The organism is Aminobacter sp. SR38, from assembly GCF_014843375.1.
Taxonomy (GTDB): Bacteria; Pseudomonadota; Alphaproteobacteria; order Rhizobiales; family Rhizobiaceae; genus Aminobacter; species Aminobacter ciceronei.
In genome coordinates this window covers 4,105,409-4,125,110 of record NZ_CP062112.1, presented here as the reverse complement: position 1 = coordinate 4,125,110, position 19,702 = coordinate 4,105,409, and the positions used below count along the sequence as shown (strand labels likewise).

The following is a 19,702-nucleotide window of genomic DNA, read 5'->3' as shown; positions in this document are numbered from 1 at the left end:
TATACAGGGCGGCATTTGCCTGAGCCGCGACGATGCTGGAGACCAGGTTGCGCGGAACTGCAGGCAGCGCAAACTGTTCTCCAACTCAGCGAACCGGCGAAACGGTCACCGAGACGATCTGGAACGGCACCGCACCATAGGTGGCGACCGTCTGGGGATGCTCCCACGCGCGGAACTGTCGCGACGGCCGCGCCGACAGCACCAACGCGCCATCCGCCTGGTCCGGCCGGATGGTACCGCGAAACCGCAAAGTCAGCCGGCCGCCTGATTTACCCAGCTTGCGATAGCGCAGCCGCGCGAAATGGCATTCGCCGCCATTCAGCTCCATCTCGATGCGACGGCGCACCGGCGGCACGTCCAGCCGCACGACGATGTCGATCTCGGCAGGCGCACCGCCAACTGCCGCCGGCGGCAACGGCACCTGCTGCGCCAGTGCCGGGGTGACCTGCCCCGCACCATCGCCCGCCTGTGTGCGCCGACCGTGCCAGACGACGCCGGGCAGCTCGCGCTCACGGACAGCGCGTTTCTTGCGCATGCGCAACTGCTTGGCGACACCGCGTGACAGCCAGGTCAGACCCTTGAAGTCGGTCCGCGGCTTGGCCTGCAGCAAGGCAGCGATACGGGCGGCGCCGGCGCGATCGGCCATGTCGACCACCTGCTCCAGCACATCGTCGGGAACCGGCACCGACATCTCTGCTTTCAGATAGCTCAGCGCCACCGCCGTCGGCACGGCAAGGTGCCTGCGGGCGACGACGTCGCAAAGCACGGCCCAGTCGACGCCGCCGGCGCGGATCGCCGAGGCTGTGTCGACCAGCCAGTCGCTGTGGGTATGAGCGTCGAGGCCGCCATGGCCGATCGCCAGCGTCACCCGGTCGGCGGTCGAAGGGACCAGCACGTCGAGACTGGTGAAGGAGGCCGGCGTGGCGCGCTGCCAAACCGCAGCGTCGTCCGCCTCATCTGCCTGCGACCAGTCATAAGCGACCTGGTGCAGATCGATGTCGCCATAGCTGCCCTTGAAGAAATTCATCGACCGCACCGCAGCTAACCGCGGCTTGAGATATTGGGGACTGACCCCTGTCGACACCTGCCAGTCGCCATGACGCAGCATGTCGAAGGCGGCCACCATGTGCTCGGGGTGCACAAGGATGTCGATGTCGTGCGCCACCCGGCCGCGCTGTGCCGCCGGCTCCACCGCGATGCGGCTCGCGCCCTTGAGCAGCATGATCGGCACGCCGGCCGCGACGATGGCCCTCAGTGCGGGCTCGGCCTCGCGCATGGCAAGCCGCGACTTGGTCCACAGCATCTTCTGCAGGCCAGCGAGACGCGGATAGGCGGGATGCATCGCCAGCGCCTTGCCGAACCGGTCGGCGATCGCGGCAAGCAGCCTGTGCTCGCGGAACTCGACGGCATCGATGTCGTTGGCATCGAGCCACCGCAAGGCCTGCGTCTGCGCGACCGCATGGTCCGGCAACAGCACCGCCTTGAGCAACTGGTCGAGACCGTTGGTTGGCCATGCCCAGCCATAGTCGGGGAAGCGCCGGCCGATGCGGCGTGACGTGGATGCCATCAGCCCTGTCCGGCGTTCTTGAGCTTGCGCCGCAGCATGGCCATTCTTGCGACCTCGAGATAGCCACGGTCGCGCTCGGGATCGCGGCCGTAGGACATGCTTCCCGGCAGGATCCGGCGCAGGGCCAGGACCTCATCGATCATGCCGAGCTGGTGGCCGTCTTCGCGGGCCCGGCCAAGCCAGTCGACCATGTCACCGCGGTTGCCTGGCGGGTCGATCACCGGGCCGACGGAAAGCGCCACCTCGCTGCGGACCAACATCGTCGTGCGCGACCAGCCGGGCGTCACCTTGCCGGTGCCATCGTCTGGTTCGCCATGCCGAAAGGTTCGCCACTGCGTGAACACGGCAGCCAGCTGCGGCGCCTCTTCCAGCCTGCGAAACTGACGCTCGATCTTGTCGCCAAGCCACAGATCGTCGGCGTCGACAGTTGCAATGAAGGGCGCCCTGGCCAGCGCGAAGCCGCGCGTCGTGGCACTGCCCGGTCCGGAGTTGTCCTGCCTGACATATCGGACCGGAACGCCCGATTGCCGCGTCACCGCCTCGGTCTCGTCGGTCGAGCCGTCATCGACGACGATGATCTCGGCAGGCGGCACTGTCTGCGCGGCAACCGAGCGCAGCGTCTCGGCGATCGTGCGGGCCGCGTTCCAGGCGGGAATGACGACGCTGTAGCTCATGACCGCAGCGGCGCTCCATCGCCCGACGGATGCGCCACCTGGATGAAACCTCTGAGGTCGCCGAGCGTCGGGTCGGCCTTGCGGCGGCGCATCGATTTCTGCATCGCCTTGAGGAACTCCCGCCGCGACTCTGCGACGTTCCGGGTCAGATTGTGTTCATGGCGGCGGTAGTAGAGCGCGATCGTGTCGGGAAAGACAAATCGCGCCCTCTGCTCGAAGATGCGAAACAGGAAGTCGGTGTCCTCTGCCTGCGCCAGCTCCTCGTCGAAATCGCCGATCCGCGCGATCAGGCTGCGCCGATAGATGCCGGCCGACAGATGCACGCCGCGAAAGATGCGGTCGTCGCATCCTGCAACCGGCTCGAGCGTCTCGTCGTCGATCTGGTCGACCATGCGCATGTAGGAATAGGTGAGTTCGAGCGCGGGATCGGTCTTGAAATAGGCAAGGTCGGCGGCAAAGCGCCCGGCGGGTGAGATGTCGTCGGAATCGATGAAGGAGACGAACTCGGTGTCGTCAGAGAGCCGGCGCAGGCCGGCATTGCGCGCCTTGGTCACGCCTGAATTGGCTTGTGAGAACAGGCGGATCGGCGCGCCGTCGGCGATGAATGACCGCACAGCCGCCACGGTACCGTCGACCGAGCCGTCGTCGATGACGATGATGTCGAGCTGCGCGGCGTCGCTCTGTCGCAAAACCGAGCGCAGCGCCGAGCCGATGTAGCTCTCGCGGTTGTAGACGGGCAGCACGATGCCCAGCTTCATGAATTGCCCCTGTCCAGAAACGCGGCGATCGTCTCCGCGATCTCGTTGCCGCGCGTGCCCAGTGTCAGAGTGTAGCACGGCAACCGACGTGTCAGCTCGCCAAAGAAACGAAATCCGCTTTCGCGTTCGCCCGGCATCTGCGCGATGCCGGACGGCGCCAGCGCCATAAGCGCGTCCTTGCGCGCAAGCGGCGTGATGGTGCTTTGCGCGGCGCCCGATATCTGCGGCACAAGCAGCGCCACGATGTCGAGTTCACTGGCGACGCCACGCGGGCAAAGATCCTGGACCCTGAACTGGTACTTGCCTTGCCAGTTGAGCAGGCCTGGATCGGGCAACAGCCGGGCTAGCCCAAGTCGGTCGAAACCCGCCTGGTCCTGCTTCAGCGTCGTGAACAATGGGCGCGCCAGCGAACGGTCACCGTCGAATTCGACCAGCACGTAGTCGTCACCGACGCTGTCGAGCCCGGCAAGCAGGCCCGAGGCGACCGTGCCCGACTTGCCGGCGCCGCCGGCCCCGGCCAGCAGCACGCCCCTGCCGCCCTTGCCGAGCGTTCCGGCATGCGTGAGGCGCATGCCGCGCGCCGCATATTCCCAATGCAGGAAGCAGCGCAGCGGGGCACCGAACTCCCATGGCGGGCAGCCGTCGGCGGACCGCATGAGCTGCACGCCCAGCCGCTTTTCGACATCGTAGAACTGCCAGTAGCTGAGGTCGTGGAAGTAATGGCCGCGCAGGCCGTTGGCTTCGAGCCGCTCGGAAAACATGTTCGGATGAAACAGCGCCTCGCCCCACAACGCCGGCTGCGGAATCGAGCCAATGCCAGGGTGGGCGAGAAAAATCCGCCCCGGCGTCGCCGGTCGTCCGGCAGCTATCTCTGCAACCATGCCATGGCCAAGCGCCCTCGCCAGTTCGCCGTGATCGGAAAACACGTCGATCGCCAGGCCGGGCAGCTCGACCCGGCTTTTCCCGGGAAAGGCATCGGCATTCGCCTCGCAGGCGGCGAGGAGCTCGCGCGCATAGTCGGCAAGATCGTCAAGGGTTACACGTCGCATCGGAACCTGAAGGCAGCAAGTGGTATCGAAATGCGCCGGAAACCGGCGCTACTGCTTCACCGCCGGCCAGCCGGCAGGCTCGTCGACGTCGTGGATCGGGTCGACCATCACCAGGTCGGCGAGCTCGTCGTGCATGTCGATCTTGAGCGCCTCGCGGGCCGCCGCCAGGCGCTGCGCGAGCTCGGGCGACAATGCGGCCGATGCCATGCCGGTCGCAGGCGAAAGCAGTCCATACTCGTTCAGCCTGGCAATGAAAGCATCCAGGTCGGCGGCGGAAAGCTGTCCGCTGCCGCAGGTGCGGCCGACCAGACTTGCCGGCGGAACCTGTGCGATCAGCGCTTCCCATACACAGCTGCCGCTGTCGGAGAAGCCGAAATACCTGCCGCTGGCGAGGTCGAGAACGACCGCGTCACCATCGAACGTCTCATAGACGATGTCGTTGCCCGAGACCTCGTAAATTGTCGAATACCCCACGCCTGCCCTACCCCTAGGTTTTTTCCCGGCAAACTGCTTATCAAGCAAATGCACATACAAGCAACAGCTGCGGGCCGGGATATCTATAGGGTTGCATTGCAAAACGCAACACTCGCGCCCAGATTGTTTTTGGTGGCAATTTTCGGCACCTCTCCGTGGCCCTTCTCTGTCGGGTGGTTCCCATGCGATAGGTGAGCCTTGGATGGGCACGGCTTGTGGGCAACATGCGACTGAAGAACAAGCTGAGGCTAGCTTACCGAACCCGAATCCACGCCGGACCCGGCTTTGCACCTGATGCAGCGACAAGGGCTGGAGCAGAACTCAGGATGGCAGCGGGGCGGCTCGACGACGGCACGTGCCCCGTATTTACCTCCTCGATGCTCAATCACGCGCCACTCGGCGTTGCGAACTATCTTGGATCTCGCTTGGCCGCCCGCCCTGCCCTGTTTCTCGTTTGGTTCACTTGGGCGATGCGCAAGGAGCGGCAGGTCCTGCGGACACTGACCGCTGAGCGGCTCTATCGCCGCCGCTTTCCCGAGCATCGCTTCGTCTTCATGTGCAACGAACTCGAGGAAGTCGCGCTATTTCGCGAGAATGGACTGAACGCGCTGTTCTGCAGCCACAATGCCCTGGCCGACGAACAGACGTTCAAGCCCGTATCTGGTGTCGAGAACACCTACGATGCCTTCTACAACGCCATGATCAGTCCCTGGAAACGCCGTCACCTGGCCCGGTTGGTGCCAAGCGCCGCGCACGTCTTCTACGAATCGCGCCTCACCGGACGACAGAAGACCGCCGATCTGCTCGACGAGCTCAAGCGCATGATGCCAGCGCATCACTTTCTCAACCCGCACGATGGCCACCGCATCGAGAAGCTCGATTGGCAGGCGATCAACGCCGTCATGGCGGCGAGCGCCACCGGCCTGTGCCTGTCGGCGGAAGAAGGCGCGATGTATGCCAGCATCGAATACCTGCTTGCCGGCCTGCCCGTCGTCTCGACGCCCTCGATCGGCGGCCGCCATATCTTCGGCGACCCCGAGACATGGCTGACGGTGGAACCCACTGAAGAAGCGGTTCGCGACGGCGTCGCTCAGATGAAAGCGCGGAACGTGCCGCGCGAGCGCGTCCGCGCCGTCACGCTTGCCAAGGTCCACGAACATCGCAAGCGGCTGCGCGCCTGCGTCCTGGTGGAGACCGATGGCCGGGTCGACCTGCCTGACGACTATGGCCACGCCGTCTATCGCCGTCTCAACAACTGGCAGCGCGGGCTCGATTTCGAGCGCATGCTCATCGACGACTACCACAGCGAGTGACGCCGATGCGGTACTTCCTGCCAGCTGTTCAGGACTTTTGCAGCAACCAACCCGCCGGGCCTTCCCCGCTCAGTTGCCCAGCCCGCGCCGCAGCAGTTCGCCCAATGTCAGTTGGTGGTCGAACCGTCCGTCGCGCAGGAAGTTGATCGTCTGGGCGATGACCAGCGGATTGTTCATCATGAAGGTGTGGGTGGTCGGCAGCACGATGTGGTCGACCATGCCGGCGAGCCTGGTGCTTTCCACCGACACCTTGCCGTCATTGGGCCCGTCGAACATCGTCGACAGGATCGGGTTCACGCTGCGGTCACCGGCGATGATGCCGACCTCGAAATCCGCAGCACCGAGCTGGTTCGGAACGCTGTCCGGCCCCGTGCCGAGCTGCATGCCGGCGGGGCCATTGAGCATCTCGAACAACTTGAGTCCGCCGAGCGTGTCGACGACCTCGGAGCCGTGGTTGGGCGGCGCAAGCATCACCACCCGGCCGAGATTTGGCGGCCGGTTGTCCTTCAGCCAGGCCCGGAGCAGGATACCGCCCATCGAATGGGTGACGAAGTTGACCCTGGCTGCCGGACCGCACTTTGCCGCCGACGCACCGACATGGGCGATCAACTGCCCGATTGGCGCCTCGACCGAAGGATAGGTGTCGCTGACGACGGCGTAGTCGAGTTTGGTGAATGTCTCTTCCATCAGCAGGAAGGACACGTCGGAGCGCGCGAGGCCATGCAGCAGCACGACGCAGTCTTGCGCAAAGGCGGCCGACGACATCAGCGACAACAACAGGGCAGACAACAGTCGCATGCGCGAAGCTAGACCGGATTGCCCGATAGCCTCAAGGACGAGATCATGAGCCGCCTCAGGGAACGTCGTCGCTGGCGGCAGACCCGCCCTCGCCCTCGAGCATCGACAGTCTTTTGGTCACCGACCGGCTGAACTTCAGGCGCACGCCCGCGCCATTGCCGCCCTCCTCGGGGATGAAGACGGCGCCGTAATGTTCCAATGCCGCCTGAAGCGCGCCAATGGCGGCATCGTCCGGGATGCCGGTCTTGCGTTCGAAGGCCTCGATATCGGCCTCGTCGACGCTGGAGGCCACAGCCAGTCTTTGCCGGCTGATTTCCACCAGCGCACGCGCCGCCCTGCACATCGCTCCCGTCATCATCGCCCGCGCCTCCTGTCGAAACAGAAGTGATTGCAAATGGCGAGGTGTCTGTCACCCCACCACATCGGGAACCGCACGCGCGAGCGGCAAATGCCTGTCAGGCGGCGTCTGTGCCAGCCTGATAGGTCATCGTCCTGACCACGTCCCGCGCCGGGCGCTTTTCACCGGCGAGAACCTCGAAATCGAGCTGGTTCTCGCGCGGGACCAGCGGACAGGTGACGAAGTTGGTGAAGGCGCATGGCAGCGCCACCGCATAGTTGAAATCGATCCAGTCGATGCGGCTGTTGGTGCCGTCGGTGAACTGCAGTTCGATGACGCGGCCGGCACCGTAGGTGACGGGGCCACTGGTCTTGTCGCGGACGTGGGCCACCGGCTGCACGCCCGTTGCCGTGTCCTTGCCGATCAGCTCGATGGTATAGCTCTTGCCATTGTGCTCGAAGGTGAAGGTGCCGATCCGCGGCGTCGATTCACGCACGCCGGCTTCGACGGTTTCCGCCTCGTATTCGGTGATATCAGTCGGCGTGTAGACGCCGGGAATACGCCATGCTGGATCGTAGTCGAATGCGGAAACGCCCGCCTCCTCCACCGTCGTCGCCACGCGCGGATCGCGCACGCGCACACCATAAAGCGACTTGCCGTCATTCCTGCTGCGCAGGATGGCTTCGACCTCGTTGACACCGAAATAGACGGGCTCGCTTTTGCCGTGGCCATAGGTCTGGTTGCGGCCCGGAATGATCTCGACCGGCTCGGTCGGATAGGTGCCATTGACGGAGAGGTTCGGCCCCGAAGCGGGCGGGGTGAACATGACCTTGCTGTCCTCGACCGACCAGGTTCCGGGGAGCAGGTCGAAGCTGACGTCCTTGTCGCCGGCTTCCAGCCAGTACTGGGCGACGAGCGAGGTCCAGCCATAAGGCCGGAACATCTTGGCGACATGAGCGTAGCGCCATTCGCGCCACTGGCCTTCCAAATGTTCTCTTGTGGGCATGTTCGTCTCCCTTTCGAAGAATTCAGCTTTTTGCGTGGGCATTCTGGTGGGTGGCGGCCCCGGTGATCTCGTCCAGGAAGGCGAGCATGCCGCGCCAAGAGCCGGTGTCGGCCCTCGAGTTGCCGGAGGGCGTGCCGCCATTGGTGTAAGGGACCTTCGACACCGGATGCAGGCGACTGATCTGGGTCGACGGCACGATCGGCAGGTTGATGGCGTGACCGGCATCGTCGAAATCGAGATGCCTGACCAGATGACGATGGTCGTGCTTCCGCAAGGCCGAAGCGACCATGCGGGAATAGAGGCTGGACGGCCAGGCGCGGTCGTCACGGCCCGAGATCAGCAGCACCGGACCCGCAATGTTCTCGACTGGAATGCGCGCGCGGGCCGCAAGCTTGGTGTCCTTCAAGCCTTCGAAGAAGACCGAGTGATGCCGGTTGGGCGGAGCCTCGCCGGCCCAGGGATGCCAGTGCACGGCGGCATTGTCCTGCCACAGATGGGGCAGCGGAACGCCTCCCCTTGTCCAGGTCGTGCCTTGCCAGCCGCCACGTGCCGGATCGCCCGCGCCCTGGGCGCCATGGACCACAGCACCTGGCACGAAAGCAATCACGGCGGAGACCAGTTCAGGGAACGTGGCGCCGAGCAGGAGCGCGAGTTCGCCGCCGCGCGACTGGCCGCTGACAGCGACGAAGCCGTCTTTCGGCTGGAGCTCTCGACGCGCCCAGCGCAGGCCGGCCTCGAGATATTCGAGCGGTGTTTCGGTGATGAAGGGCGACAACCCCGGTGCCTTGAAGTAGCCGAGCGCAAAGGCCTGGTAACCACGGGACGCAAGCAGTGCTGCGCGTGGTTCGTTGATGCCGCCGCCCGAGCCGTTGAGCACCACGACGACCGGATGCGGTCCCGGCCCGGCGGGCGTGAACAGCGTGCCGACCAATCCGTCGTCGCGGATCTCGCAACGCTCCACTCCAGGCGCGGCGAAAGCCTGAAAAAGCCTGGCCTCGGCCCGCACGCCACCGGCGGTTTCGGCTGTCAGCGTCGTCGCCATGGGCTGCATGATATCGTCGGCGAAGAGCTCGGCGCTGGTGCTGTCGACCGGCTGCTGGCTCCAGATCAGGCCCATGGCTGCAACTTCGGCATAGTCTCCGCCGACCGGCGCGTCGCGGGCCAGGTCGACCACGCCGTCGGCGTCCGCCATGAAGGTCGCCTGGCTCATCCAGGTCACGCCATGCGCCCGCTCGGTGCGGGCAGAGACGGCGACGAGTTCGTCAGGGACGAGGCCGGAGACGACGATCTGCCGCGGCTCGTCGATCAGGCCGTCCAAGGCATCGATGGAAAAGACAGGTGCTGAAACGGGCTTTGTGGTCATCTGGCTTACAAACTCTGCATCTGGCTGACCGGCGTGGTCATCGGCCTGGCTGGATCGTCATGCGGGCGAGAGAGGTGTCGAGACGCTGGACGAAATCGTCGTCCAGCACGGCCTCGGGTGCCGCGCGGCCGCCACGCGGCCAGTGACCGCCGCCCTCGATCCAGTCGCCCTTCAGCCCGGCCAGCCTGGCTTGCCAGTCGATGCCTTCACCCGCGCGTGACGGATCGAAGGCAAGCAGGAACACGCCCCGGCCTTTCGGATCTCCCCTGCCGCCACCCGCGACGCCGGCCATGAGCTCGACCACCAATCCGAGCAGCGAGCCGATCTGGCCGCCACGCGGCAGCAATGCCGCAACCTCGGCGGCGATTCTGGTCGGCCGTCCTTCGCCTTCCAGGGCGATCCCCTCAGGCAAGGGCGCGCCCGAAGCACGGGCGTTGCGGATATCGGCCATGGTTGCCGTGCTGGTGGCGACATCGATGACGACGCGTTCGGAACCCTGCCCTATGGCAAGCGCCAGCGGATTGGTGCCGATCACCGGACGGGTACCGCCATGTGGCGCGACGAAAGGCGGGCCTTCCGCACCGGCGATGCCGAGCAGGCCGCCATCTGCGAGATGGCGAACAAAGGGTGCGAGCCGGCCAAAGCCCCTGACACCGCGCAGGAACACCGCGGCGACGCCGAACTGCCTGGCGGCCTCGGCAAGGTCGAGCGTGGCGCTGGCGACCGCCAGCGGCGCAAAGCATGAGGCACAGTCGAGCCAGCCTATGGCCTGCGAGCTCTCGCGTGCCGGCACCGGCGCTGCATCGACAGTCCATTCGTCGAGCATGGCGATGCCGAAACGCGGCAGGCCGAGCGCATCGGCCTCGACCAGCGCCGAAGCCGCGAGCTGCGCTGCCGGGCCGCCGCCAAGTGCTGCCGCCAACCGGCCGGCCGCATCAGGGATCGCGATCATTCGGCCGGGCTCCGCGCTGCGCCGCCAAGCTGGATCTCGCTTGCCGAGAGGTAGCCCAGCGTCATCAGACGCTCGATCAGGAACTCCCTGGAGTGCTTGATATGGGCGAACTCGATCGCCGCGGCCCGCTCGCCGTCGCCGGCCGCAATCGCATCGACCAGTGCCGTGTGCTCGTCGGAATGCTCGCCTGCCTTGACGGTGAAATCGATGGCAAAGCGCAGCAGGCGTTCGAGCTCGTCGAACAGTGTCTCCGAAAGCGCGACGACACGCTTGTTGCGGCTACAGCGGGCAATGGCGAGGTGAAAGCGCCGAGCCACCTGCTGCATGGTGCCGATATCCATCGGCTCGGCATATTCCCTCACGATCTGGCGCAGCAGCGCGATTTCCGCCGGCGTGGCGTAACGTGCCGCCTGCCGCGCCGCATGCGGTCCGATCGCGGCGCGCATGTCGAGGATGTCGTGCACCGCCTGGAAGGTGATGGGAGCGACGCGATAGCCGCTGCGCGGCAGGATCGTCACCAGTCCATCGGCGGCAAGCTTCTGCATGGCATCGCGCACTGGCGTCTTCGACACCTCGTACTTGCCGGCGATTGAGGCAGCATCAAGCGTCGTCCCCGGCACGATCTCGCAACGCATGATCTCCTGGCGGAGCGCCAGATAGATGCGCTCGGAAACGGGTGCATTCACGGTGGGGTCGGCGTCGACGATCATGAGCTTGTGCTCCTCAGCCCCTCAGTGTTTTGCCCAGGGCACGAAACGCCGTTCCAGCGCCTCGAGCGCGAGAATGGTGAGATAACCCAGGGCCGAGATCACCACGATGCCGACGAACATGCGCGACACCGCAAAGGTCTGCCACGACGCCCAGATGAAGAAGCCGACGCCGCTGCGCGCGCCAAGGAATTCCGCCGCCGCGATGATGATGTAGGACGACCCCGCGGCCAGCCGGAGCCCGGTGAAGATGTTGGGCAGAGCCGACGGCAGTGCAATGCGGAAAAATGTCTGGAAGCGCGTAGCGCCGGCGTTCTTGGCAACGTCGAGATAGATCTGCGGCGTCTGCATCACCCCGCCCATCGTGTTGTAGAGCAAGAGGAAGAACACGCCGATGGCGATGACGACGAATTTCGAGGCGTCTCCGACGCCGAAGATCAACAGGATCAGCGGCAAAATGGCGATCTTCGGCACCGGATAGAGTGCGGCAAAGATCGGCCCGAGCACCCGCCGCGCCGGCTGCGACAGGCCGAGGATCAGGCCGAGCAGAATGCCCGGTACGGCACCCATGACATAGCCGACCGAGACGCGGCGCAGCGTGGCACCGATATGGTCGAAGATTTCGAAGCTGGCGATCATCTGCCAGGCGGTGCCGGCAATGGCACTCGGCGGGGGGAAGAAGCGCCGGTCGATGACATTGAGCTGCGAGGCGATCTCCCACAGCAACAACAACAGGATCGGGCTGAAATAGGAGATGGTGCGGAACAGCCGCTCACGCTGGGCCGGAGCCTTGAGCTGGCGGATCTGTTCTTCGGTCAGCTTTGCGGTGATGAGGCTCATGCGTGGCGCTCCGGCGAAGTTGAGGCCAACAGCCGCCAGACCTCATAGGTGAGGTCCCAGAAACGCTTGTCGCGGCGCATCTCTACGACGTCGCGCGGCCGGTCGAAGGGGACAGTGAGATCGGCGATAATGGTGCCGGGGCGCGGCGACATCACCAACACCCGGTCGGCCAGTGTCAGCGCTTCGTCGACGCTGTGGGTGATGAACACGACGGTCTTGCCCGTCGTCTCCCAGATGCGCAGCAATTCCTGCTGCAGCACCAGCCGCGTCTGTTCGTCGAGTGCGCCGAACGGCTCGTCCATCAACAGGATCTCGCGGTCGTCGACAAGCGCGCGCGCCACCGAGACGCGCTGCTTCATGCCGCCGGACAGCCGGTGCGGCAGCGCATCGGCAAAGTCGGTCAGCCCAGTCAGTTCGAGCAGTTCGTCGACGCGCATCCGCCGCTTTTCGGCAGAAACGCCCTTCAGGCTGAGCGGAAAGCCGACATTCTCGCGCACGGTGAGCCAGGGCAGCACCGACGCCTCCTGGAACACCATCGCTGGCGGGTTTTCGCTCCGCATGTCGATGCTGCCGCCGAGCTTGCTTTCAAGCCCGGCGAGGATGCGCAGCACCGTCGTCTTGCCGCAGCCGCTGGGACCGACGATGCAGACGAATTCGCCGCGCTTGACCTCGAACTCGACCTCGTAGGCAGCGACGGTCGTGCGGTCGCTGTCGGCGTCGTAGAAGGCCTTGGTGAGGTTGCGCACCTCGATCGCCGTTTCGCTCATCGTACCCGCCCCTTGCGGCAACGCGGCCTGGGTCACTTCTTGCCCACCAGTTCGTTGGCGCGCTTCAGCAGGTCGCTGCGATAGACCGAGGAGATGTCGACGTCGCCCTTGTATTCGAGGTCGCCGCGCTTGCGGAAGAATGCCTCCTGCTCACGCACGGAGTTCAAGTCGATCGACCCGTCTTCCGAACGAATGGTGTAGGCTATGCCCTGCAGCAGCGATTTTTCCGTGCCGGTGTAGCGGGCGACGATGTCGAGCACCTTCTCGTCCTTCCAACCGCCATTGTCGAGCTGGCGCGCAGCCTTGAGATAGGCAGCGAGGAAATTGACGACGGCATCCTCGTGGCCCTCCACGAACTCCTTGTTGAACGCGATGAAGCCAAGTTCGGTGCCGAAGGTATGGTCCTCGACGAGGCGACGCCCCAAGCCTTCGCGCTCGAGCTGCAGGGCGAAGGGTTCGATGCTCCAGCCGGCCTCGAGGCCGCCATTGGCGAAGGCGGCGGCAGTCGCAGGCGGCGGCAGGTAGATCGCCTCGACTTCGTCGACGGTCAGACCACCCTTTTCCAGCGCCTTGGCGACCGAATACATGCCAAAGCCGCCAGGCCCTGGAATACCGACACGCTTGCCCTTGAGGTCGGCGACCGTCTTGATGCCTTCGTCCCAGGCCTTCTGCGAGACCATGAAGGGCGACGGCGACGGCACGGTGTCGGGCATCTTGGCCGAGGTCGCGACGATGGCGACCGTGGCGCCCGCATTGATCGAATTGAACAGCCCGGCACCCCAGGTCGCAGCGCCCGCCTGGACGTTGCCTGAGGCCAGCATCTGGATCGTCTCGGCAGTGCCGCTCTTCGGCGACAGGGTCACGTCGACGCCGTATTCGTCGAAATAGCCGAGGTCCTCGGCGAGGAAGAACGGCGCATAGTCGGCAAAGGGCGAATAGAGGAATTCGATCTTCGGCTTGTCCTCAGCCAGCGCGCCGCTGGCGGCTCCGGCCAGAAGGCCCGCGGCGAGAGCCGAGACAATAAACCCGCGACGATTGACGGCAACCATAAGAACCCTCTCCATTGAGCGATCAGCCAGACTTTGATGTCCTGGATTTTGCAACTGATGCATCACATGGCGAAGGTGATATTTTCTAATTGAATTGGCAAGTGGAAAAATCTCATCCGCGAACGTTGGCCATGGCAGCACGCCGGCACAAAGGTCTAGCTTTGTAGCGACCACAGAGACCCGACCAGCCCCGGCGCAAAATCGCGAGGCTTGATCTGAAATATATTTCAATATATGAATTTTATTGACATATGCTGGGTGAGCTGTAATCTCCAGACCGTCGGCTTTCGGGAGGAAGTCCGGCGGCAATCAATCCACATAGCGGCGCCTGGGGCGCCCGCGACGGTCATTGAGGATGGCTTCGGCCAAGGGAGGAAACTTGCGCAAATTTTTGAGCACGCTCGCAATCGCGGCGGCTGCGTCGACCTGTTTGGCTTCGACCCAGGCGCTTGCCGAAACCGCCAACCCGTTCAAATGCGAGCCGGGTGAGAAATACGTCATGAACGTCATGGTCTCGGGCGTCGAATACTGGTTCCCGGTCTATGAGATGTTCAAGCAGGCCGGCCAGCAGTTCGGTTGCGAGACGGAATACACCGGCACGCCCGAATACGACGTCAACAAGCAGATCGCCACCTTCGACCAGGCGCTCGCCCAGAAGCCGGCCGGCATCCTGGTCCACCCGATGAACTCCGACCCGTTCATCGAGCCGATCAACCGCGCCATCGAGCAGGGCACCGCCGTCGTCACCTTCGCGGCCGACTCACCCAACTCCAAGCGCACCTCCTTCATCACTTCGGACAATCTGGCCGAAGGCACCTATGCCGCCGATGCCGTCGCCAAGGCGATGGACGGCAAGGGCGAGTATGCCGTGCTGGAAAATCCCGGCCAGGACAACCACGACAAGCGCATCTCGGCCTTCATCGCCCGCATGGAAGCCAAATGGCCCGACATGAAGCTAGTCGGCCGCGCTGCCTCGAACCAGGACCCGACCAAGGCCTATCAGGCCGTTCTCAGCCTCGCCCAGGCGCATCCTGACCTCGGTGCGGTGTTCATGCCGGAAGCCAACTCGGCCATCGGCGCTGCCCAGGCGGCCAAGGAAGGCGGCGGCAAGATCAAGGTCATGCTCGCCGACGTCAACGCCAAGATCCTCGACATGATCAAGGCCGGCGAGATCTACGGTTCGGTCAACCCCAACCAGGGCATGCAGGGCTATATGGGCTTCATGCTGCTGTGGCTGGCCGCGCATCCCAACCTGATCGACCCGATGAACGACACGAAGCGGTCAGGCGCCAACGGCATGAGCGTGCCCTTCGTCGACAACGGCTTCTCCATCGTGACCGCCGAAAATGCCGACGACTTCTATTGGGACAAGTATCTCAAGCGTCGCGGCACCAAGGGTATCGAGGAATAAGCTCGCATCCCTTGCCGCTCGCGGCAGAAAACCCGGAAGGGGACCCTGGTCCCCTTCCCCTTTGTGGCGCCCATCGCAGGAGCATGGCGTGACCGAGACGCCCATTCTTGAAATACGCGGCCTGTCCAAGGCGTTCGGGCCGGTAAAGGCGCTCAGCGACGTGCAGTTCGAGCTCAAGCGCGGGGAAATCCATGCGCTGTGCGGCGAAAACGGCGCCGGCAAATCGACGCTGATGAACATGATCGCCGGCGTGCTGCAGCCCGACCGGGGCGAGATCCTGATCGACGGCACAAGTGTTTCGATCCCCTCGCCGGCGGCAGCCCAGCGCCTCGGCGTAGCACTCGTCCACCAGGAGATTGCGCTCTGCCAGGACGCGACGGTCGCCGAAAATATCTACATGGCCGCGATCAATGCCCGTCGCGCGCCGCTGATGAATTTCCAGAAACTCTATGCCGACGCGCAGAAGGTGATGGACCTGCTCGCGCCCATTCCGGTGCGCACCAAGGTCGCCGACCTCTCCATTTCCAACCAGCAGCTCGTCGAGATCGCCAAGGCGCTGACGCTCGACTGCAAGGTGCTGATGCTCGACGAGCCGACCGCGGCTCTGACCGAAAGCGAAGCGCAAAGGCTGTTTGCCATCGTCCGCGGCCTCAGGGATCGCGGCATTTCGGTGGTCTATATCAGCCATCGCATGGCCGAGATTTTCTCGCTCTGCGACCGTGTCACCGTCTTCCGCGACGGCCACTATGTCGCCACCGACCCAATTGCCAAAAGTTCGCCCGACGACGTCGTACGCAAGATGGTCGGCCGCGAGATCACCCAGCTCTATCCCGACAAGCTGGCTCAGGAGCCCGGCCACAAGCTGCTTTCGGTCGAAGGCCTATCGGATGGCGACCGCTTCAGCGGCGTCAATCTTGAGCTCCGGGCCGGAGAAATCCTCGGTATCGGCGGCCTGATCGGCGCTGGCCGCAGTGAAATAGCCCAGAGCATCTGTGGCCTCAGGCCCGTGATGTCGGGCACCGTCGCGCTCGACGGCCAGAGCTTGCGCATCTCGAGCTACAGCGATGCCGTCAAGGCTGGCCTCGTCTATCTCTCCGAAGACCGCAAGGGCTCGGGCGTGTTCCTCGACATGTCGATCGCGGCCAATGTTTCCGCGCTCGATTTGGGCAAGCTGACCGGTGCGCTCGGCCTGCTCGACCGCAAGGCCGAGGACAATCAAGCGACGGACCTGACCAGGCGCCTCGGCGTGCGTATGGCCGGCATCGATGCCAAAGTGTCGACGCTGAGCGGCGGCAACCAGCAGAAGGTGGCGATCGCCAAGCAATTGTCGATCGATCCCAAGGTCATCATCATGGACGAACCGACGCGCGGCATCGACGTCGGCGCCAAGGTCGAGATCCACCGCCTGCTGCGCCAGCTTGCAGCTAAGGGCACCGGCATCGTCGTCATCTCCTCGGAACTGCCGGAACTGATCGGCCTGTGCGACCGCGTGATCGTGGTGCGCGAGGGCCGCATCGCCGGCGAACTCGGCGCCGACGCACTCGGCGAGGAAGCCATCATCATGCTCGCCTCAGGCGTCCAGAACTCTTCAAATCAAGAAAAGCAGGCTCAAAATGTCGCCTAGGGAAGCCGGAGAAACCGTGATGCACGCCGAGATCAAGGCACCCGACACCGCCGGGCGCATCAACTTCGCCCGCCTCGCCTCGATGCGCGAAGCCGGCCTCATCGTCATCATTCTGGCGCTGTGCATCGCCATGAGCTTTGCCTCGCCACACTTTCTGACATGGGGCAATTTTCGCGCCATGCTGATGAGCTTCTCGATCGAGGGCATCGTCGTGGTCGGCATGACCATCCTGCTGATCGTCGGCGGCATCGACCTGTCGGTCGGCTCGGTGGTCTGCTTCTCGATGGTGGTGTCGGGCGCACTGTTCCTCGCCGGGCTGGACCCGTGGACGGCGAGCCTGATCGGCATCGGCACAAGCGCCTTGATCGGCGCTGCCATGGGCTTTTTCGTCACCGTGGTCGGGCTCAACCACTTCATCACTTCGCTTGCGGCGATGGTCATCGTCCGCGGCCTGTGCCTGGTCATCACCAAGGGCACGCCGCTGTCGCTGTTTTCGCTGCCACCGGAATTCAAGGCCATCGGCCAGGGCAGCATCCACGGCCTGCCGTATGTCATCATCATCTTCGTCGTCGTCGTTGCGATCTTCGACTTCCTGCTGCGCCGCGCCACCGCCTTCCGCAAGGTGTTCTACACCGGTTCCAACGAGAAGGCGGCGCAGTTCTCCGGCATCAAAACCAAGCAGGTGAAGTTCTGGGTGACGGTGCTGTGCTCGACCCTCGCCGGGCTGGCGGGTGTCATCTACATGGCCCGCTTTGGTGCTGCGACGCCCACCTTCGGCGCCGGCATGGAACTCAACATCATAGCGGCGGCGGTGATCGGCGGCGCCTCGCTCAATGGCGGATCGGGCACCATCTTCGGCGCCATTCTCGGTATGGCACTGCTCTCGGTGGTCACCAGCTCGCTGATCCTGCTCGACGTCTCCGTCTACTGGCAGGACATGATCAAGGGCTGCATCCTTCTGGCGGCCGTCTCCATCGACCACTTCCTGCACCGCAAGAAGTCCTGAGCATCAAGCACGAGACACACCATCATGGCACCTCCCAACACCCGCGACGACATATCGACCGTCCGCCAGATGCACCAGGCGCTTGTGCTCCACTATGTCGAAGGCAAAACCCAGGCCGAGATTGCCAAAGAACTCGGCATCTCACATGCCACCGTCAACCGGCTGATCAAGCGCGGCCACCAGCTCGGCCTCGTCGAGATCAAGATCAAGTCGCCGATAGACCATCTCGTCGACATCGAGACGCGTCTTGTGGCGCTCGGCGGCATCGAACGCGCCGTCGTCGTGCCCTCGGTATCGGACAATCCGCAGACCGCGCTGCAGCGGGTCGGCGAGGCCGCCGCCCGTCTGCTGCTCGACACCATCAAGGATGGCGACACCATCTCGATCACCGGCGGCAAAGGCGTCAGCGCACTTGTTGCCGGGCTGAAGCCCGGTCGCAGCTATGATGTCGAGGTCATCCCGGCCACCGGTCTCGTCCAGGGCAAGCACTACACCGACGTCAACCACGTCGCATCGCTGATGGCCGACAAGCTCGGCGGCCGCGCTTACCAAGTGCATGCGCCCTTGTTTGCCGACACGCCGGAACAGCGCGAAATGCTGATGGGCGTGCGTTCCGTTGCCGATGTCTTCCGCAAGGCGCGCGAGGCAGATGTGGCGGTTGTCGGCATCGGCTCGATCCTCACCGACGACTCCAGCTATTACGACCTGCACCCATCATCGAGCGCCGACCGGGAGGCCATCCAGCAGTCGGGCGCATCGGGCGAGTTGCTCGCCCACCTGATTGACAGTCGCGGCAAGCTCTGCGGCTACGCCCTCAACCGGTCGCTGGTGTCGCTGACCTTGGATGAATTCGCCACCATCCCGCGCTCGATCGGCATCGCCAGCGGGCCGAGCAAGGCCGCGCCCATCCTCAGCGCCATGCGCGGCAACCATCTCGACACCATCGTCACCGACGAGGCGACAAGCCTCCAGATTCTCGACCTTGCCGAACAGGAGGCAGCATGAGCTCCCGACAGATCCAACGCCCCATTGGCCGCTCCGGCGTCTCTGCTTCGGCCGTCGGCCTCGGCACCTGGGCGATCGGCGGCTGGATGTGGGGCGGCACCGACGAGCAGGCCTCGATCCGCGCGATCGAAGCCTCGATTGAATCAGGCGTCAGCCTGATCGACACCGCGCCTGCCTATGGCCTCGGCCGCAGCGAGGAGATTGTCGGCAAGGCGATCAAGGGTAAGCGCGACAAGGTGGTCATCGCCACCAAATGCGGTCTCAACTGGCATTCCGGCAAGGGCAACCACTTCTTCGACCAGGATGGCAAGCCGGTGCACCGCTATCTCGGCGCCGACGGCATCGCCCACGAGATCGAGCAGAGCCTCGTCCGCCTCGGCACCGACTACATCGACCTCTACATCACCCACTGGCAGGATCCGACGACGCCAATTGCTGAAACGATGGCGACGCTGGAAAAGCTCAAGGCATCGGGCAAGATCCGCGCCATCGGTGCTTCCAACGTCAGCGCCGAGGACCTCGAGCTTTATGTCGCCGCCGGCCAGATCGACGCGATCCAGGAACGCTATTCGATGATCGATCGTGAGATCGAGACCAGCCTGCTGCCGATCACCCAGCGCAACGACATCGCCACGCTCAGCTACTCCTCGCTGGCGCTCGGCCTGTTGACCGGGATGATCGATCCTTCGCGTGAATTCACCGGCGATGACCAGCGCAAGGGCAATCCACGTTTCTCCGCCGCCAACAGGCAGAAGGTGGCAAAGCTCAAGCAGGCCATCGCGCCGGTCGCTGAACAGCACAAGGCGTCGATGGCCCAGATCGTCATCGCATGGACACTCGCCCAGCCCGGTATCACTTTCGGCTTGTGCGGCGCGCGTACAGCCGAACAGGCGCTCGACAATGCACGGGCCGGCGAGATCACGCTTGGCACGAACGAATTGGCAATCATCGACACGGCAATCGCCGCGCATCTCACCGCCATGGATGCCTGAGCGAAAAGGC

Annotated in this window: 20 protein-coding genes; 6 read left to right on the top strand and 14 right to left on the bottom strand. The window is 64.4% G+C overall.

Going from position 1 to position 19,702, the window contains the following annotated elements:
- Positions 1-85: 85 nt before the first annotated feature.
- Genes IG197_RS20240 through IG197_RS20220 form a run of 5 tightly spaced genes read right to left on the bottom strand, consistent with a single transcriptional unit; the run spans position 86 to position 4,522 of the window.
- A complete protein-coding gene (locus IG197_RS20240; RefSeq protein WP_192314583.1) occupies positions 86-1,567 on the bottom strand; it encodes a nucleotidyltransferase family protein in 1,482 nt (493 codons plus the stop codon).
- Positions 1,567-2,241 carry a glycosyltransferase family A protein gene (locus IG197_RS20235; RefSeq protein ID WP_192314581.1) on the bottom strand — a complete coding sequence of 225 codons (675 nt, stop codon included), beginning with the start codon at positions 2,239-2,241 and terminating at the stop codon, positions 1,567-1,569. Before IG197_RS20235 ends, IG197_RS20240 begins: the two co-directional genes overlap by 1 nt.
- A complete protein-coding gene (locus tag IG197_RS20230; RefSeq protein ID WP_067957945.1) occupies positions 2,238-2,999 on the bottom strand; it encodes a glycosyltransferase in 762 nt (253 codons plus the stop codon). The genes IG197_RS20235 and IG197_RS20230 overlap by 4 nt, the downstream gene beginning before the upstream one ends.
- Positions 2,996-4,048, bottom strand: coding sequence for a serine kinase (locus tag IG197_RS20225; RefSeq protein ID WP_192314578.1), 1,053 nt, complete (start codon positions 4,046-4,048; stop codon positions 2,996-2,998). Before IG197_RS20225 ends, IG197_RS20230 begins: the two co-directional genes overlap by 4 nt.
- Before the next feature lie 48 nt (positions 4,049-4,096).
- Positions 4,097-4,522: a PqqD family protein gene (locus IG197_RS20220; protein WP_192314576.1), complete on the bottom strand. Its 426-nt coding sequence runs from the start codon at positions 4,520-4,522 to the stop codon at positions 4,097-4,099.
- 425 nt (positions 4,523-4,947) lie between these two features.
- Here IG197_RS20220 and IG197_RS20215 point away from each other — a divergent pair, with 425 nt between their 5' ends.
- Positions 4,948-5,835: a glycosyltransferase gene (locus IG197_RS20215; RefSeq protein WP_154386388.1), complete on the top strand. Its 888-nt coding sequence runs from the start codon at positions 4,948-4,950 to the stop codon at positions 5,833-5,835.
- Between the two features lie 69 nt (positions 5,836-5,904).
- Here the strand turns inward: IG197_RS20215 and IG197_RS20210 are convergent, their stop codons facing one another.
- The 9 genes from IG197_RS20210 to IG197_RS20170 all read right to left on the bottom strand — a co-directional run bounded on the left by IG197_RS20210 (position 5,905) and on the right by IG197_RS20170 (position 13,654).
- Positions 5,905-6,633, bottom strand: a complete 729-nt coding sequence (locus tag IG197_RS20210) for an acetyltransferase (protein ID WP_067957936.1) — start codon at positions 6,631-6,633, stop codon at positions 5,905-5,907.
- 55 nt (positions 6,634-6,688) lie between these two features.
- Complete coding sequence (locus IG197_RS20205; protein WP_192314573.1) at positions 6,689-6,991, bottom strand: XRE family transcriptional regulator; 303 nt, start codon at positions 6,989-6,991, stop codon at positions 6,689-6,691.
- Between the two features lie 97 nt (positions 6,992-7,088).
- The gene (locus IG197_RS20200) at positions 7,089-7,976 is read right to left on the bottom strand and encodes a DUF1684 domain-containing protein (protein ID WP_246765201.1); all 888 of its coding nucleotides are present in this window, start codon (positions 7,974-7,976) and stop codon (positions 7,089-7,091) included.
- 22 nt (positions 7,977-7,998) lie between these two features.
- Positions 7,999-9,339 carry an acyl-CoA thioesterase/BAAT N-terminal domain-containing protein gene (locus IG197_RS20195; RefSeq protein WP_192314567.1) on the bottom strand — a complete coding sequence of 447 codons (1,341 nt, stop codon included), beginning with the start codon at positions 9,337-9,339 and terminating at the stop codon, positions 7,999-8,001.
- A 37-nt stretch (positions 9,340-9,376) separates the two neighbouring features.
- Positions 9,377-10,291 (bottom strand): Ldh family oxidoreductase, encoded by a 915-nt coding sequence (locus tag IG197_RS20190; RefSeq protein WP_192314564.1) that lies wholly within the window; start codon positions 10,289-10,291, stop codon positions 9,377-9,379.
- On the bottom strand, positions 10,288-11,001 hold the full coding sequence (locus IG197_RS20185; RefSeq protein WP_067957918.1) for a GntR family transcriptional regulator: 714 nt from the start codon (positions 10,999-11,001) through the stop codon (positions 10,288-10,290). The genes IG197_RS20190 and IG197_RS20185 overlap by 4 nt, the downstream gene beginning before the upstream one ends.
- Positions 11,002-11,022: 21 nt before the next feature.
- The gene (locus tag IG197_RS20180; RefSeq protein WP_067957915.1) at positions 11,023-11,838 is read right to left on the bottom strand and encodes an ABC transporter permease; all 816 of its coding nucleotides are present in this window, start codon (positions 11,836-11,838) and stop codon (positions 11,023-11,025) included.
- Positions 11,835-12,605 (bottom strand): ABC transporter ATP-binding protein, encoded by a 771-nt coding sequence (locus IG197_RS20175; RefSeq protein WP_067957912.1) that lies wholly within the window; start codon positions 12,603-12,605, stop codon positions 11,835-11,837. Before IG197_RS20175 ends, IG197_RS20180 begins: the two co-directional genes overlap by 4 nt.
- 32 nt (positions 12,606-12,637) lie before the next feature.
- A complete protein-coding gene (locus IG197_RS20170; RefSeq protein ID WP_192314562.1) occupies positions 12,638-13,654 on the bottom strand; it encodes an ABC transporter substrate-binding protein in 1,017 nt (338 codons plus the stop codon).
- Positions 13,655-14,033: 379 nt separating this feature from the next.
- On the opposite strand from IG197_RS20170, the gene IG197_RS20165 reads away from it, so the two are divergent.
- The 5 genes from IG197_RS20165 to IG197_RS20145 all read left to right on the top strand — a co-directional run bounded on the left by IG197_RS20165 (position 14,034) and on the right by IG197_RS20145 (position 19,692).
- A complete protein-coding gene (locus IG197_RS20165; protein WP_067966154.1) occupies positions 14,034-15,065 on the top strand; it encodes a substrate-binding domain-containing protein in 1,032 nt (343 codons plus the stop codon).
- Positions 15,066-15,153: 88 nt separating this feature from the next.
- Positions 15,154-16,689: a sugar ABC transporter ATP-binding protein gene (locus tag IG197_RS20160; protein ID WP_246765200.1), complete on the top strand. Its 1,536-nt coding sequence runs from the start codon at positions 15,154-15,156 to the stop codon at positions 16,687-16,689.
- Positions 16,690-16,708: 19 nt separating this feature from the next.
- The gene (locus tag IG197_RS20155; RefSeq protein WP_192319876.1) at positions 16,709-17,695 is read left to right on the top strand and encodes an ABC transporter permease; all 987 of its coding nucleotides are present in this window, start codon (positions 16,709-16,711) and stop codon (positions 17,693-17,695) included.
- Between the two features lie 24 nt (positions 17,696-17,719).
- Positions 17,720-18,700, top strand: coding sequence for a sugar-binding transcriptional regulator (locus IG197_RS20150; RefSeq protein WP_192314556.1), 981 nt, complete (start codon positions 17,720-17,722; stop codon positions 18,698-18,700).
- Positions 18,697-19,692 (top strand): aldo/keto reductase, encoded by a 996-nt coding sequence (locus IG197_RS20145; RefSeq protein ID WP_192314553.1) that lies wholly within the window; start codon positions 18,697-18,699, stop codon positions 19,690-19,692. The genes IG197_RS20150 and IG197_RS20145 overlap by 4 nt, the downstream gene beginning before the upstream one ends.
- The last annotated feature ends 10 nt before the right edge of the window (positions 19,693-19,702 follow it).

What these genes read in the sequence shown, in the direction of transcription:
- IG197_RS20150 (WP_192314556.1), top strand. Translation starts at nt 17,720, where the DNA reads ATGGCACCTCCCAACACCCGCGACGACATATCGACCGTCCGCCAGATG.
- IG197_RS20170 (WP_192314562.1), bottom strand. Translation starts at nt 13,654, where the DNA reads ATGGTTGCCGTCAATCGTCGCGGGTTTATTGTCTCGGCTCTCGCCGCG.
- IG197_RS20240 (WP_192314583.1), bottom strand. Translation starts at nt 1,567, where the DNA reads ATGGCATCCACGTCACGCCGCATCGGCCGGCGCTTCCCCGACTATGGC.
- IG197_RS20225 (WP_192314578.1), bottom strand. Translation starts at nt 4,048, where the DNA reads ATGCGACGTGTAACCCTTGACGATCTTGCCGACTATGCGCGCGAGCTC.
- IG197_RS20205 (WP_192314573.1), bottom strand. Translation starts at nt 6,991, where the DNA reads ATGATGACGGGAGCGATGTGCAGGGCGGCGCGTGCGCTGGTGGAAATC.
- IG197_RS20145 (WP_192314553.1), top strand. Translation starts at nt 18,697, where the DNA reads ATGAGCTCCCGACAGATCCAACGCCCCATTGGCCGCTCCGGCGTCTCT.
- IG197_RS20180 (WP_067957915.1), bottom strand. Translation starts at nt 11,838, where the DNA reads ATGAGCCTCATCACCGCAAAGCTGACCGAAGAACAGATCCGCCAGCTC.
- IG197_RS20210 (WP_067957936.1), bottom strand. Translation starts at nt 6,633, where the DNA reads ATGCGACTGTTGTCTGCCCTGTTGTTGTCGCTGATGTCGTCGGCCGCC.
- IG197_RS20175 (WP_067957912.1), bottom strand. Translation starts at nt 12,605, where the DNA reads ATGAGCGAAACGGCGATCGAGGTGCGCAACCTCACCAAGGCCTTCTAC.
- IG197_RS20195 (WP_192314567.1), bottom strand. Translation starts at nt 9,339, where the DNA reads ATGACCACAAAGCCCGTTTCAGCACCTGTCTTTTCCATCGATGCCTTG.
- IG197_RS20185 (WP_067957918.1), bottom strand. Translation starts at nt 11,001, where the DNA reads ATGATCGTCGACGCCGACCCCACCGTGAATGCACCCGTTTCCGAGCGC.
- IG197_RS20155 (WP_192319876.1), top strand. Translation starts at nt 16,709, where the DNA reads ATGCACGCCGAGATCAAGGCACCCGACACCGCCGGGCGCATCAACTTC.
- IG197_RS20235 (WP_192314581.1), bottom strand. Translation starts at nt 2,241, where the DNA reads ATGAGCTACAGCGTCGTCATTCCCGCCTGGAACGCGGCCCGCACGATC.
- IG197_RS20230 (WP_067957945.1), bottom strand. Translation starts at nt 2,999, where the DNA reads ATGAAGCTGGGCATCGTGCTGCCCGTCTACAACCGCGAGAGCTACATC.
- IG197_RS20190 (WP_192314564.1), bottom strand. Translation starts at nt 10,291, where the DNA reads ATGATCGCGATCCCTGATGCGGCCGGCCGGTTGGCGGCAGCACTTGGC.
- IG197_RS20200 (WP_246765201.1), bottom strand. Translation starts at nt 7,976, where the DNA reads ATGCCCACAAGAGAACATTTGGAAGGCCAGTGGCGCGAATGGCGCTAC.